This window comes from Streptomyces sp. NPDC050121 (assembly GCF_044460385.1).
Classification (GTDB): Bacteria; Actinomycetota; Actinomycetes; order Streptomycetales; family Streptomycetaceae; genus Streptomyces; species Streptomyces soliscabiei.
This window is the reverse complement of sequence record NZ_JBITJV010000016.1, coordinates 120877-134046: the sequence shown is the minus strand read 5'-3', so window position 1 is coordinate 134046 and position 13170 is coordinate 120877. Positions and strand designations below refer to the sequence as shown.

Annotated in this window: 13 protein-coding genes; 5 read left to right on the top strand and 8 right to left on the bottom strand. The window is 68.5% G+C overall.

The features are described 5' to 3' along the window. Window positions 1-2: 2 nt before the first annotated feature. Window positions 3-650, top strand: a complete 648-nt coding sequence (locus ACIBTS_RS24645) for a hypothetical protein (RefSeq protein ID WP_399322164.1) — start codon at window positions 3-5, stop codon at window positions 648-650. A gap of 113 nt (window positions 651-763) precedes the next feature. Here the strand turns inward: ACIBTS_RS24645 and ACIBTS_RS24640 are convergent, their stop codons facing one another. The 3 genes from ACIBTS_RS24640 to ACIBTS_RS24630 form a co-directional block, all read right to left on the bottom strand. Continuing rightward, the gene (locus ACIBTS_RS24640; RefSeq protein WP_399322163.1) at window positions 764-2023 is read right to left on the bottom strand and encodes a competence protein CoiA; all 1260 of its coding nucleotides are present in this window, start codon (window positions 2021-2023) and stop codon (window positions 764-766) included. Window positions 2024-2583: 560 nt separating this feature from the next. Further along, window positions 2584-2820, bottom strand: coding sequence for a hypothetical protein (locus ACIBTS_RS24635; RefSeq protein ID WP_399322161.1), 237 nt, complete (start codon window positions 2818-2820; stop codon window positions 2584-2586). Further along, on the bottom strand, window positions 2817-3764 hold the full coding sequence (locus ACIBTS_RS24630) for a hypothetical protein (RefSeq protein ID WP_399322160.1): 948 nt from the start codon (window positions 3762-3764) through the stop codon (window positions 2817-2819). Before ACIBTS_RS24630 ends, ACIBTS_RS24635 begins: the two co-directional genes overlap by 4 nt. A 1306-nt stretch (window positions 3765-5070) precedes the next feature. Between ACIBTS_RS24630 and ACIBTS_RS24625 the strand changes: the two genes are divergently transcribed. Next, complete coding sequence (locus ACIBTS_RS24625; RefSeq protein ID WP_399322159.1) at window positions 5071-5997, top strand: helix-turn-helix domain-containing protein; 927 nt, start codon at window positions 5071-5073, stop codon at window positions 5995-5997. Window positions 5998-6314: 317 nt separating this feature from the next. Here the strand turns inward: ACIBTS_RS24625 and ACIBTS_RS24620 are convergent, their stop codons facing one another. The 5 genes from ACIBTS_RS24620 to ACIBTS_RS24600 form a co-directional block, all read right to left on the bottom strand. Beyond that, a complete protein-coding gene (locus ACIBTS_RS24620; protein WP_399322158.1) occupies window positions 6315-6479 on the bottom strand; it encodes a hypothetical protein in 165 nt (54 codons plus the stop codon). Between the two features lie 667 nt (window positions 6480-7146). Then, window positions 7147-8535: a hypothetical protein gene (locus tag ACIBTS_RS24615; protein WP_399322157.1), complete on the bottom strand. Its 1389-nt coding sequence runs from the start codon at window positions 8533-8535 to the stop codon at window positions 7147-7149. Further along, window positions 8532-9098 (bottom strand): hypothetical protein, encoded by a 567-nt coding sequence (locus ACIBTS_RS24610; RefSeq protein ID WP_399322156.1) that lies wholly within the window; start codon window positions 9096-9098, stop codon window positions 8532-8534. Before ACIBTS_RS24610 ends, ACIBTS_RS24615 begins: the two co-directional genes overlap by 4 nt. Then, window positions 9095-9583 (bottom strand): hypothetical protein, encoded by a 489-nt coding sequence (locus ACIBTS_RS24605; RefSeq protein WP_399322155.1) that lies wholly within the window; start codon window positions 9581-9583, stop codon window positions 9095-9097. Before ACIBTS_RS24605 ends, ACIBTS_RS24610 begins: the two co-directional genes overlap by 4 nt. After that, complete coding sequence (locus ACIBTS_RS24600; protein WP_399322154.1) at window positions 9580-10038, bottom strand: hypothetical protein; 459 nt, start codon at window positions 10036-10038, stop codon at window positions 9580-9582. The genes ACIBTS_RS24605 and ACIBTS_RS24600 overlap by 4 nt, the downstream gene beginning before the upstream one ends. Before the next feature lie 162 nt (window positions 10039-10200). Between ACIBTS_RS24600 and ACIBTS_RS24595 the strand changes: the two genes are divergently transcribed. From ACIBTS_RS24595 to ACIBTS_RS24585, 3 genes are all read left to right on the top strand, one after another. Next, the gene (locus tag ACIBTS_RS24595; RefSeq protein WP_399322153.1) at window positions 10201-10551 is read left to right on the top strand and encodes a hypothetical protein; all 351 of its coding nucleotides are present in this window, start codon (window positions 10201-10203) and stop codon (window positions 10549-10551) included. Further along, window positions 10548-11666: an ImmA/IrrE family metallo-endopeptidase gene (locus tag ACIBTS_RS24590; RefSeq protein ID WP_399322152.1), complete on the top strand. Its 1119-nt coding sequence runs from the start codon at window positions 10548-10550 to the stop codon at window positions 11664-11666. The genes ACIBTS_RS24595 and ACIBTS_RS24590 overlap by 4 nt, the downstream gene beginning before the upstream one ends. A gap of 373 nt (window positions 11667-12039) precedes the next feature. Continuing rightward, window positions 12040-13020, top strand: coding sequence for a hypothetical protein (locus ACIBTS_RS24585; RefSeq protein ID WP_399322150.1), 981 nt, complete (start codon window positions 12040-12042; stop codon window positions 13018-13020). Window positions 13021-13170 lie beyond the last annotated feature (150 nt).

The following is a 13170-nucleotide window of genomic DNA, read 5'->3' as shown; positions in this document are numbered from 1 at the left end:
CGATGCCCCAGGCCACCGCAGTGCCACGCCCACGACGCTCCGACCGCCTGCGCATCCGCATCGTGCGCAACCTGCGGGTCCTGGTGGCCGCGCCCGCCCACTCCCCGCGTTGCCAGGCGGACGCGCGTCGCGTCGCCGCCCGCCTGACCTACCTGCGCCGCGTGACCCCCCTGCCGTCTCCGACCCAGCCGGTCCTGATCGTGCCTCCCGGTGCTGCGGACCGCGCGCTCGGCGCCGACGCGGACGTCTTCTACATCTGCACGCACTCCTACCCCGGACCCGACCCCGAGGGCCTCCTCGACACTGACCTCGCGTCCCTGAACAGCCCGCTGACCGCCAAGGCCCTCATCCTGGACACCTGCTGGGGCGCCGCCCTCACCGTGCGACGTGCACTGGCCGCGCTGCGCCCTGCCCACCTGCCGCCACTGGCGCTGCTCGCCTGCTCCGGCCCTGCCCGCTTCGACCACCACGTCCTCGCCGGCCCACTGCTGGAAGCCCTCCTCACCGGCCCCCGTACCGACCCGTGGCATCAGCGTCTCGCCGCCGCGAAGGCCACCGCCCTGACAACCGCCGAAATGGCCGCGCACACCCGGCGCGACTGGGCACGCTGGCAAATCCACTCCGTACCTGGGACCAGCATCACCCCGTAGCAGCAGACGCTGCCGCTAGTGTGACCAGATGAGCAACGCTTTCCTCGCTCCCGGTATGCCACCCGTGCATCTTCTCGGTCCGCCGCTCCTTGAAATCGACGAAAGGTGTCAAGTCAGCGTCGCAGCCCGGGGCCTACGCGCTCGTACGCGCAGCGCTTGGTGACCGGATTCAAGACCGCGACTTTCAGCGGGCTCCGTGCGGCCTCCTCGATCCGCGAGAGCCACGCTCGGCCGGGCACCAGGATGGTCAGGTCCGGAGGCCACCGGGCGAGCGCCGACGGGTCAGGGCACACCACACCGGCCAATTGGAACGCGCTGTCCTTGCGCGGCCGGCTGTACAGGAGCAGCCCGTTGCCGTGGGCGGGGCTCTGGGCGCCGCACTCGACGGCCTTGCCGGAGGTGGAGCGGACCATGTGCATGAACGCGGGCCACAGCGCGGCGTCCATGCCTGCGTGCTCGAAGAAGGCCGTCAGCCGCTCCTGCTCCGCCCGCTGTTCCCGCGCCTGTTCCTCAGCGGCCAGCCGGCGGTCCTCGGCGGCCAGTCTGCGCCGTTCCGCGGAAGCGGCCCGCATGTCCGCGGCCTGGCGGCGTTGCTCGGCGGCCGCCGCCTGGAGGACGGCTTCGGCGTCGGCCTCCAACCGGGCCCGGACGACGGCCAGTTGGACGTAGGAGCGGGCGGTCCACCACACCGAGCCGTCCGGGCCGGTATGGGCATGGACCCGGCCCTGGAGAATCCACCGGATCGCCTCGTCCAGGGAGCAGCTGATGTGCGTCCACGCCGCTTTCGTCTTCACCGTGTGTGGCGTTGCCCAGGTGTAGCGCGCCATGCCGTAGCGCACCGTCCATGCGTCCCCGCGGTTCCTGGGGGGCGCTACCCGCAGGGAGGGCACGCCGCGCTCCCACGGCCGCTTCTCCATCGAGATCCAGCACACCGCCACACCGTCCGCCGCGTAGCGGTCCGTCCGCATCCGCGCGTCCTGCGGCGTCATGGGCGACAACTGCGCCTCCAGCGCCATGAACGGCCGGTCCTGCTCTTCGAAGACCAGCACGTCGGCACGCCAGGTCCGGGCCTCGTTGCCGACCTCGAGCTCAGCTCTGAAGCCCGCCGCCCGGGCGGCGGTGGCCAGCTCCAGCTTCAGCAAGTGATGCTCGGCCGACTCGTTCGCCAGCGCGCAGTCGCGCGGCCGCACCTGGTGGTAGAAGTGCCTGGCGCGGTGCGGGGAGACGCGCGCGAACACCCTTCCCCGGCACTCCGGACACGCAAGCTCCAGCCCTCTCACGCGGTGGACGTCCGCCCAGGACCGACCACACCCAAGATCGTCCAGCGACGCATCCAACCGGCCCCAGCGCGCATGCACGGCGGTGTACCCCATCAGCCCCCTCCCGCGTGGCTCGAGAAGGACAGCATCCCCTCCCGCTGGGACGGCGATACACCGGACGAGGACGCGCGGCTCGGCCGTTCGTGCGCCGATGAGCCGGTCCGGCAGGCTGCTGGCGGTGCCCGGCGGCGGCAGCATCGGCCGGACACAGGGCGCACCGCCGGGCGGGTCCAGTCTCTCCCACGACCGACTCGGCCCGGTGGGGGTGCCCTCGCTTCACAGGGGGACGGCCCGACTCCGGCCCATGAGCTGTCCCAAAAACCACCCGTCAAGCCAGGTCCCGGCCAGCGCCCGCAGCCGGGAGGCCCCCAGCGCCCCCCCGGGTCCCTAGCCAGAGCGCCCGCCCGGGAAAGGCAGCGTGGGCGCGCCTCGCCGAAGTCGAGGTGCCCGCCGCCTCGGCGGCGGGCACGAAGACTCAGCACAAGCAGGAGTCGGCTGAGCACAACGTGCCCCAGCGTCGCGAGCGCCAGGTGCAGGGTGCGTCGGGCGCGGGGCGGGGCGGGGGCGCACGCATCTTGGCCCGGGAGGGACCTCGTTGCCGTGCGGCAGAGTGGTCAGCCGTCGCGGCGGCCCAGGGCACGGAGCCCGACGTCATAGGCCATTGCGCCGAGGGCGAGGACCACGAGCGGCCACACGAGCGGGGATGCTGCCGGGATGGCGCCGTGGACCAGGGCCGCGCCGACGCTGCCCGTGCCGAGTACCGCGGTGCAGGCCGGAATGCTCGGCAGGACGATCCGCAACACCACCTCCCGGCGGGCCGGGCGGGCTGCGACAGGGTCGGGGGCGCTCATCGGCCGCTCCCCGTAATCTCTTCGGCCGCGGAGGAGCTGCCGGTGATGAGCCCAGCAAGCCGCTTCACCTTCCGGCGAACCTTCTCACCCTGCCTCTCCGGATCCGCAGCACCAGCGGCCATGGCCGCTTCAGCCCAGGTGGTGACCCCACGGGCGCCGAGAGCGAGAGTCACCGCCCGCTCCGTCGGGGAGAGGGCCTCCAGAATCTCGATCAGGCGCGAGTCCTCGAAGCCGGCCTCGAGCCCGGGGTCGACAGCGGCCTGTCCGCAGACCAGGTCGTACAGGGTCAGCCCGTCGCCGAGCGGGGTGTCGAGCAGCAGCAGCCGCGACTGGTTGACCTTGCGGCGCCAGACCGGGGTGAGTTGCCGGTGGATGACACTGGCCTCTGACCTCAGCTTGTCCAAGGCCTCAGGGGTCAGGTGACCTTGGTCGTAGAGAGGGTCCGCCCAGTTGCCGAGCAGGGCGGTGGAGACCGGCTCATTCCATCCGCTCCACCTCTTCAGCACCTCCGATGTGAAGGAGTGAACCGTGGGTCCGTCGCCGGCGAGCGCGGCCTCGCGGGCGCTCAGCGCCTGGATCACCTCGGGGACCGGGATGTTCAGAGCCCGGAAGCCGGACTCGATGGTCTGGTTGGCCGGGTGGTCGGGCCTGAGTACCGCCATACCGGTCCTGGTGGTGATCAGCGTGGGAGGGGCGACACGGTCGAACGGCTCCGGAAGGTCGAACGTGCCGTCCATGTCGAGGGCGATGCTTCCGTCCTCCCGGAGGGTCACGGTTTCGCCGGTGTTCTCGCTCCAGTGGGCCGGGAACAAGGCTGTGACCGCCGCGCCGGTATGCGAGTCCCAGTTGAACTGGCTGATCCGCTCCGCCAGGTCGGTGTGGACAGAGTCGTCATCCTCGACCATGGTGTAACTGGGCGTAGGCGTCGGGTCTTCGGTGGCCATGGGGCGTCTCCTTGTCGGGGGAAATCCTTCTCCTCTCGGTCCCGGCACGGACCCGATCCGACAACGCATCCCCCGAATCCTCCCGTGATCCACATCACAGTAGTCCGAGGTCTCGGAACTCGTGGGAGTCCGCCCCTCGATACGTAGGAACCGGCCGATGCCGGCCTGGCGCGCCGATGGAGCCACAGCGGCAGGACCGGTCGGACCATCTGGCACAAGAACTTGTCGGCCGTCGGGTCCTCCAAATAAGCGGTGTCGATTATTCGTACAGTTGAGACACGTTCATCGCCGTGACCTGCAACATCTCAACTGCGCCTATAGAAGCCTAGGTTGAGCTGTCTGGACGTCTGACCTGCTCTGATGAGATGCAAGGGTTCCGGAGGCTCTCGATGGCAAGCCTGTGACCTGCACTGCTGCATCTCTATCAAGAATGTCGCAACTTCACGGATAATTTCTTGGCAGAGGGGTCCTTGGGGTAGCGAGAAGTTGATCTTGATTGGGGAGGGTAGGGAGCCGCTCCCAGGGGGGCGATGGTGAGGAGCAAGCGGGCGTTCGTCAATGTGCACCCGCAGCGGGGGTGTGGCGTCTCCGTACCTGGCGAGGACCCAGAAGTAGTGGTGGCTGGCCATGCGCGACCATCCTGCTGGCGCTGTAAGTTTGAGGGTGGCTGCGGCAGTTGCGACCGATCGCACGTCTATGGCGTCCAGGCAGTCGGTTTGTCCCCGAGTCGCGCCGGCCAGACGCGTCAGCCCCTCCAGATGCGAGTTCGTTGACGGTACCCCCGTCGAGGGCCGACAGCAGGCCGCTTCAAGGCTCTTGAAGTGGCGTCCGGTTCGGCGCATTGGGACGTGCGCGCAACTACCCCCTTGCTGGCTGGTTGGTCACCGGGCAGTGGGCAGGAGCAGATGCGCATCCGGGGTTGCATGGGCAACTTCAGGTCCGCAGGACGGCCATGAGACATGGGGGAGTGGGATGGTTGGCGCGGAGGAACGCGGCTGACAGCATCAGGTGTACGCACCCGCCGATAGCCAACGGTTATGGCTGCAGAGTCCGTTGGATGTTCCGAAGGGAATGCTCATGCCTATGCATCAACGCAGTGCCGCCCTGCTGTTACTCGTGCCGTCGTGGTCCTGGTGGCCTGCGCTCACGGTCATCGTCATCTTGATCATCGTGTTCCCCGGTCTGGTACCCCAGGCCGCAGCCGCGTCCGCCGTGCTGGCCGAGGTGGCGCTGCGGCTGCGTTCGCAGCCGTGTCCGCCTGCCGGCTCTGGCCGGTCGCGTCGGCCGGTTGGAGGGGGACAATGCTGTGGCGCGGCCTGAGGCTCCGGTCGCATCCTGCCGGGCCTCTCTGCACGTCCTGGCCTCCTGGCTTCGTCTGCAGCGGGCACAGTCAGGGCTGAGTCTGGCCCAGATGTCGCAGCGCACCTCCGTGAGCAAAGCAACCCTCAGCCGAGCCGCATCCGGACACGGCATCCCTGCCCTGTCGGTCGTGCGAACCTTCGCGCAGGCCTGCGGCGCCAGCCTGGTCGAAGCTGAACGACTGTGGAAGCAGGCCCGTTACGAAGAGCGCAGCCCGCTTGGTGATGCCACCCAGCTCATCCACCTGGACTACGTCAGCACCTACGCCGACCTCCATGCGCATCTCCTGGAGGTGTACCGCCGCGACGGAAGCCGCCCCTACCGCACCCTTGAGCAACAGGCGGGCGGAAACGGGCATCTGGCGCGCACCACCATCTGCCGGGTCCTGACCCGTAAGACCAGACCAAGCCGGGGTTTCGTCCTTGCCTTCGCCCGCGCCTGCGGTGTCACCGGCAACGTCACACTGCAGGCTTGGGCACATGCCTGGGAGCGTGCTGAAGCCGCCCGTCGGCACACCGCCGCGGGATCCGTGCGGCAGGACGGACGCAGCCCAGAGTCGACCGAGGGGCAAGCTCGTGTCTCAGCCAGCGGTCCGAAGACCCCCGAACTGCTGCTGACACCTGCCCTTGCCAGGCTGGTGCCGTCCTCCGCCATGCCTGCCGACCGCGGGGCGCAGTGTGGTGTGCCGTGCCAAGGCTGCGGCGCAGGTATCACCACCTTCTCCGATGTCGCCGTCCAGGTGGGGCCGCTGGTGTGGTGCGTGACCTGCGGGCACATTGCCAGGGCGCCCGGCCGCCAGTCCCACCTGGTTCTGGAACTGGGGGCGAAACATACACCTCGACCCCATCACACCGCTCAGGCTGTGCTGCCCTGAACTGCCACAGCAGCTGTATCCGACCTGCCGGCCGGGCGCAGCCCACCAGCGCCGACCGCCGAGGCTGACAGTCGGCGCGTGCCGTCAGGGGCTAAAAGGGGCCGGGATCCGGGAAAGCCTCACAGTTGGGGCCCAGCGGCCCTTGATCCCCGAGGCACTCCCGCCTCCGCAGACGATTGCCCGGTGACAGCAGACCCTCCAGCGGCGTGCCAGCGGGCCGCAGCTACCCGCGGGCGGGCGTGCCCCGACAGCACCGTGTTCTGGTAACCGCGCAACCCGGCCAGTCTAGGCAGGCAGCAGCATGAGCGCCGGCAGCATCACCGTCGGCGGTGCTGCCGCCGACGCCACCGCCGAAGACTGCGGGCCGGCCCGCGCCACGCTTCGATGAACTCCTCGATGTCGCGTGCCAGCTTCGCGCCATGAGTGAGAGCGATGCTGAGAAAACCGAACAGTGCCAGCACACCGATCGTGACCTCGTCCATCCGCCCCGTCCTTTCAACAAGGCCGGACAGAACGGGCGCGCTCAGTCCGGCCACCTACAGGTGACGAACCGAGATCGCGCCGGTGCAGCGACTCAGGGTGGTGTCTCCGGCTGCAGGCCGGGGCCGAGCACGGGGTGTTCCTTCGCTTCGGGTTGCGCAGGCCTGACGGTTGCTCTCCGCAGGAGGAGCGAGGCAAATGTGTGGCCGCCACCGGACGGTCCACCATGGGCCCTCACCGCTAACGCCCCGAGGGGCGTCCACTGCCACCGGGCTGCCGCCCGGCCATCCTGACACTAGCGCCAACTGAGCCTGAAAGGAGCGGAATTGCCACCCCGGAGTGAGACTTCTCGGTCAGAGGTAGGGGCCCGCAGTGCGGGGTGCGGGTTGAGGTTGCCGGTGGTGGTCTCGTAGCGGGCGCTTGTGTAGGACGGGGTGGCGACGGGGGCGCGGTCGTCCTGCGCAGCCTTCTCAGGCCACACCCCGGGCGAGCCGTCGTCGGTGGGTTTGGCAGGCCCCAGATAGGCGGTGCGCTCGCCGTACAGATCGGCCTGCGCCTCGAAGCGGTCAGGTACGAACCGCAGGAAGTGCTCCAGCAGCAGGGTGCATGTCGAGGGTCGCAGCGTTGATCGATGGGAGGGGTACCGGTGTAAGGACGCCTTTTACAGCTTCAGCTGGTGGTGAGCTGGACTGCTGTGGGGCAGGACTCGCGGCTGGCCAGCGCCACGTCGAGGTCGGCCGTGCCCAGGTGCAGGCTCAGGACGTCCAGGCTCCTGCCGCCGAGCAACTGGCGCGTCGCCTCGGATATTGCGAGGCAGGCGGCGATCACGCCGACGAAGGCGGCGCCGACTGCGGTCCCGGCGAGTTGGACCGCGCCGCACGCGTCACGGCGGGACAGGTCATCGAAGGCGCGGTTGCGCGGCAGCACGACGCTGCTGGCCGGCGGCTCCGCCCAGGCGGCCACCTGATCGCTCGGACGTGCCGCAGGAAAGCGGCGAAGCTGGATGGCGTTGAAATCGGCCGGGCCCGCACCCAGTCCGGCATCGATGGCCAGGCCCCAGCCGACGGCGCTGATCATGCGGCGGGTCGGCAGATTATCAACGCCGAGGAGAGCGACGTGGGTGTGGTCCGGGGGGACGCGGGTGTTGTGGTGGAGACGCTGCTCGACGATGCGGGTCTCGAAGCCGAGTGCATCGAGCCTGGCGGCGACCATGCGGGTCTTGCGGACCTGGGCGGGCCGGCGGGGGGTCAGCATGCCGGTGCTGTGGTTGGCGTCGACGGCCTTGTCCACGTCCTGGAGCACGATGGAGACCCGACCGGGATCGGGGTAGGGCAGCCAGGACAGGGCCCAGGCGTTGGCCTGCCCGAGATGACCGAGTCCGATCAGCCACCATGAGGCTGGCGTGTGGGTGAGGGGCGGCCCGTCATCACCCTCTCCGGCCGGGGACCACAGGTTGAGGCTGATGGACCGATGACCGACGTCGCTGCCGGGGCGGGCCTGTACGGCGCCGAACGCCTCGTGGACGCTGAGGGCGGCCGCGCAGATCGCGGCCAGCACGTTCTCGGTGTCGCTCACGTCCTCGCCCGCAGCGTTCGTGTTGGCTGCCGGTCCCGTGGCCGGGCGCACAGAGGCAGTCCACCTGTTCCAGTCCACGCGCAGCACGACCGCACGTGTGGACAGGTTCTGCGAGAGCGCGGGGGCCGGTGTGCCCAGGAGTACCACCGGCCAGTGCGATGGAACGTCTTGCAGGCCCGTCGCCAGGGTGCCGCCTTCGTCGGCCACGACGTCGGCGACGGTGCGCCCTCGGTGCGGGCCGGCCGTCATCGCGCCGTCGCTATCCGCCACCACCTTGGTGTTGCCGAAGGCCCGCACGGCCGTGGCGATCGCAGTGCACAGTGCGGCCTGGTACGCGGGATGCCAGCCAGGGTGAGGCTCGGCGACGATCACGATGCCGGTAGCGGCGTGGGCGTCGAGCGCGGCTTCGAGAGTCGGATGTGTCCCGTCGTGCACGCCCAGCAGGGCGGTGCGGTGGACCATGTCTTTGCTGGGGACGTTCATGCGTTCCTCCGAAGGCGCTTCCAGCCTGCGGCCAGATGGCGTGCGAGCAGCCGCGCCCACTGAAGCCGGGGGCGGCGGTGCTTGCGGATACGGACGAGGGCCGCGGACTGCGGCCCGAAGGAGGAGGACCAACCCCCGTTCTCCCGCACATGCACGCCCAGCGCCCCGGCGTCGGTGACGCCGCTGGCGTAACGGGGGGCGATGAGCGCCACGTGTCCGTCCAGGGCGACCATCGGGTTGGCGGCGTCGGTGTGGCTCTGGGCCACCCGGTCAAAGGGGTGGGTGTGGATGTCGCCGACGACGCGCAGGCGGTCGCGGCGGCAGCGCGCGGCCAGCGCGGTGTACCCGTCGGCGCGGAAGGTGATCGCGCCGGTGAGGCAGCCCGGGTCGAGGTCGTCGTAGTAGGCGATGGCGGTCACCGGCTGGGGGAGGCAGTCCGCAGGGTGGTCGCGATCGGTCAGCAAGAATGCCCCCGACTCACGCCGGCCCGCGCCGCGCCGTGCCAGCTCGCGGATCATGCCCCGGAACAAGGAGGCGTCGAAGACCAGACGCGCGTCCGTCACGAGGTGCCGCCTGACGGCATGCGGGCTTCGGACAGCATGCGGTGCATCTCCTCGAGATAGAACACAATGGTTTTGCTCGGGTCCCAGGCCCGCTCCGGCGATTCGGTGGCCCATTGGCCGTGTGTCGCCAGGCCGACCCGGTCGCATGGCAGGTAGGGAGCGTTCCCGTTGCCGGGAGACCAGTCCGGGCGGAAGACCTCGGGGCTGCGACCGGTGACGGGCCACCCCTCGACCGGCAGGGGCGCATCGGCCACCAGATCCCACGGCTGGCCGGCGGGCGCGACGGCCGGATAGTCCTGGAGGTCGAGACGCATCCCGCACTCCCTGCCCCCACCGACAGCGAAGGCGACAGTCATCGTCGGCCAGGCGACGCTGACGATACGCCAGAGCCCGGCGTCGACCCCGGCATCAACTGCCACATCCTGAAGGTCACGCAGCAGTCGCGCCTTGCACGGGTCGACGCCCGGCTCCGCAGCGCTGTTCATCCCTGCGACCTGCCGGCGTGGACCAGGTCGAGGGCCACCGCGCACGAGCCGGCCGGGACGACCGCGCCTACCGGGTCGGCCAGCCGCAGGTCCGTGGTGGTCGACGGCAGTCGCAGCACCAGGTCGGCCGCGTCTGCGGAGGGGACCCCGAAGGCCTCGATCGCCTCCTTGCGCACCTGCCGCACCCGGGTGGCCGGGTGCGCCTGCACGACCTTCTCCGCGCCTGCGTAGGCGACAGTAACCTCGATCCGGTGGCACTTGTGGACGACGACGTGGCCGGACTGCTCACCGAACAGCTCGGCCACCGTCAGTTCCACGTCGAGCTCCGCCTCATCGCCGACGCGGTAAGCCTTCTCGCCGGCCTCGACGCTCACCACGTCGGAGAGCCGGATCTGCGGCTCGACCTCCCGGGTCTCCGTCCCGCCCTGGCTGTCCCTGTAGGTGTGAACCCTCATGACCTGCCCCTCTCTCCAGAAAATGGCGTCCCCAAGCAAGATCAGGGCTGCATCTTGAGGAGATCATACCCCCAAGAAGTCGCGAACACGGTGAAGATTTTTGAGGCAAAGTGGGGTGTGGGCATCTTGGAGGGCACACCGGCGACGAGATATGTTGATACGGTGTTTCTGACGATCCCGGACGCTGACCTCAGCGAGCTGCTCACCTCGCAGACCTTGCTCCTCAAGGCCTGGCCGGACACCGCCCGAGAGGTCATGGTGCTGCTGCAACTGCTCAAATCGGCGATGCCCACGCTGGCCGACGCCCTCGCCATCGGACTGATCGCCATGGCCGCACCGACAGCGATGTCCAGCATCGAACTGAGCCACCGGCGGGCCGCACTCACCGCCACGGGCTGCCGCACCGACGGCAGCAAGGTGGAGGCCCCCCACTCCCACCTCGCTGAGATCACCCGTCTTGAGGTGCACGATGTCCGCGCCGGAGGGCGCTCAGGCCTGCAGGTGCAGTCATGAGCGCCCCCGCGAAGGAGTTCCAGCCCCACTGGGGAGTCCACCCCGGCGAGATCCTCGGCGGCGTCCTCGACCAACGCGGGATGCGGCAAGTCGAGCTCGCACAGCGCACGGGACTGTCGGCCAAACACATCAACCAGATCGTCAAGCAGACCATCGGGATCAGTCCCGACGTCTCCATCCTCCTCGAACGCGCCCTCGACATTCCGGCCTCCTTCTGGATCGACCTCGACACGCAGTACCAGGCATTCGAAAGCCGACGCCGCGCCGAAGCAACCCTCGGCGAATACGGCACCTGGGCCAGCCAGTTCGACACCGCCACCCTGCGACTCCACGGGATCATCGACGCCGCAGACACCGGCATCGCCCGCGCCGAGAAGATCCTCAAGCTCTTCCAGGTCGCCACACCCGACGCCTTCACCCAGACCTGGCTGCGGCCGTCGGTGTCCTTCCGCCGCAGCCAGGCATTCACCGTCAGCGAGCCCAACACCGCACTATGGCTGCGCCTGGTCGAGCGGTCCGCACGCGACGTCTCCGTCGAACCGTTCAACGCCAGAAAACTGCGCGCCGTCGCCAAATCGATCCCGACCATGACCACCATGACCGTGCCCAACGGATTTGTCGCAGCGCGCGCCGCCCTCGCCGAGGCCGGCGTCGCCCTCACGTTCGTACGCGAGGTCCCAGGCACACGCGTGTGCGCGGCCACGTGGTGGACCAACGGTGATCGGCCGGCCATCGGCATCACGGAGCGCCACCGGCGCCATGACACCTTCTGGTTCAACCTCTTGCACGAGATCGGACACATCGTGCGACACCCCCGCCGCACCAGCTTCCTCGACCTGGACGGAGGAGATGCCGCCGACAAGACCGAAACCGAAGCCAACGACTTCGCGATCGAGATGCTCTTCCCCGGTGACATCAGCGACGCGATTGCCCGCGCGACCACCCACCGCGAAATGATCATCCTCGCCGCGCGGCTCGGCATCGGAGTCTCGATGGTCGCCGGACGCCACGCCAACCTGACCAACCAGTGGAGACTGGTCAGCCGCCTGCGTGAATCGATCTCCGACGAAGACATCAGCGAGTTGGAGACCATCGCCAAAGACGCTGCCGCATAGGGCGGCGACCGCGGCAACGTTGATGTCGCACTCCCAGCGTGGTGACATAGATCAACGCTGTGATCACACCTGGGAAGATCGTGACACCGGCCAAGCTCATGTCGGATGCCGCGCAGGGGTCCACGCCTGAGCACACCCTGCGCAGAGTCAACGACGCCGCAAATGTAAGCGCAGGAGGCGCAATCGCGCAGCGTGGATCGCAGGATGCCCGGTCGCGTCTCATCGGCGCCTGCCGTCACTTCGGCGCGAGGATGCCATGGTGTTTGCCGCCACCAGCACCGCCGCTCAGGCCCTGGGAGTACGGCCGTTGGCCCCGGGCGGATCCTGCCGTAATGCGGTGGGTTCGCAGCATCGGGATGTCTAGGCTTCCGCTATGGCAACAAACGATCACATTTTGCGTCTCGTTCGGAAGGCACTCGACGAGTTCGACGACACGCACCTGGAAGTGTCAGTCCGTCGTGCTGTGCGCATCGCGAACCTGGTGGGCGACACCAAATACGCGATCCGGCTTTCGCTCGACCTCAAAACCATGGGTGGGGACCGCGAGACGAACGGTGAAATCTCCCGCATGCTCATGGAGGACCCATCGACCTGGGGATCGATGACGGGGCCCGCAGAGCAAGCCCTCAGCGCGTGGATGAATGACCGCAAGATCGAGGGCAGCGACAACATCGACGGTAGCTCGCTTGCTCAGCTGGAGTTCTGGGATAAGGAACTTGAATGGATCAAGGAGAATGGCGAGAAGGTCGACTACGAGAAGGATCTGGCCACGCGAGTGCGGAGGGAGCAGATCCTTGCCCGGACCCGGCACCTGACGTTCGCCCTCCTGTGCTCCTGGGAACGTCGTCTCGACTACGGCACCATCAACGAGTCCATCTTCGGCGGCTACCGTGTCAAGGTTGACGCGCTCCTTGCCGAAGGTGTGCCGGATCTGCTCCAGCAGTTCAGCGCCGTCTACCGGCGCCTCCAGGAGGCAGCCGACAGCGCACCCGAGCGCGATGTCACTGAAGAACTGTCCCAGGCGATCACTACGTGCCGCCGCATCCTGAAAGCTGTCGTTGACCACGTGTTCCCAGCCCGTGACGAGCCTTCTGCGGACGGGATGATCCTCGACGACTCGAAACACCGCAATCGCTTGTCCGTGTTCATCAAGCAGACGGTCAGCAGCGACTCCGAGAAGGTGCTCATCACCGCCATCGTTGCCGGCCTGTACGAGCGGTTCAGCGCCATCGACAAGATGACGAACAAGGCAGTTCACGCGGAGGTCGCGGTCGGGATCGCTAATCTCTGCGCGCTGAATACTTACATCATCTGCGGCGAGATCATCAGCCTGCACACTCTGGCGTCCGAGTAGCAAGGCGAGCAGATGCCGTTGATGGAAACCCCGGCGCCACCTGAAGCAGCCAGACATACCGAGGCCTTGCCGCGGGTGTCCGGGCCGCCCATGTGCCCGGGGCCCCTCCGCCGCTTACCAGAAGTCGGGTGCGCTGCCCACCCACGCGAT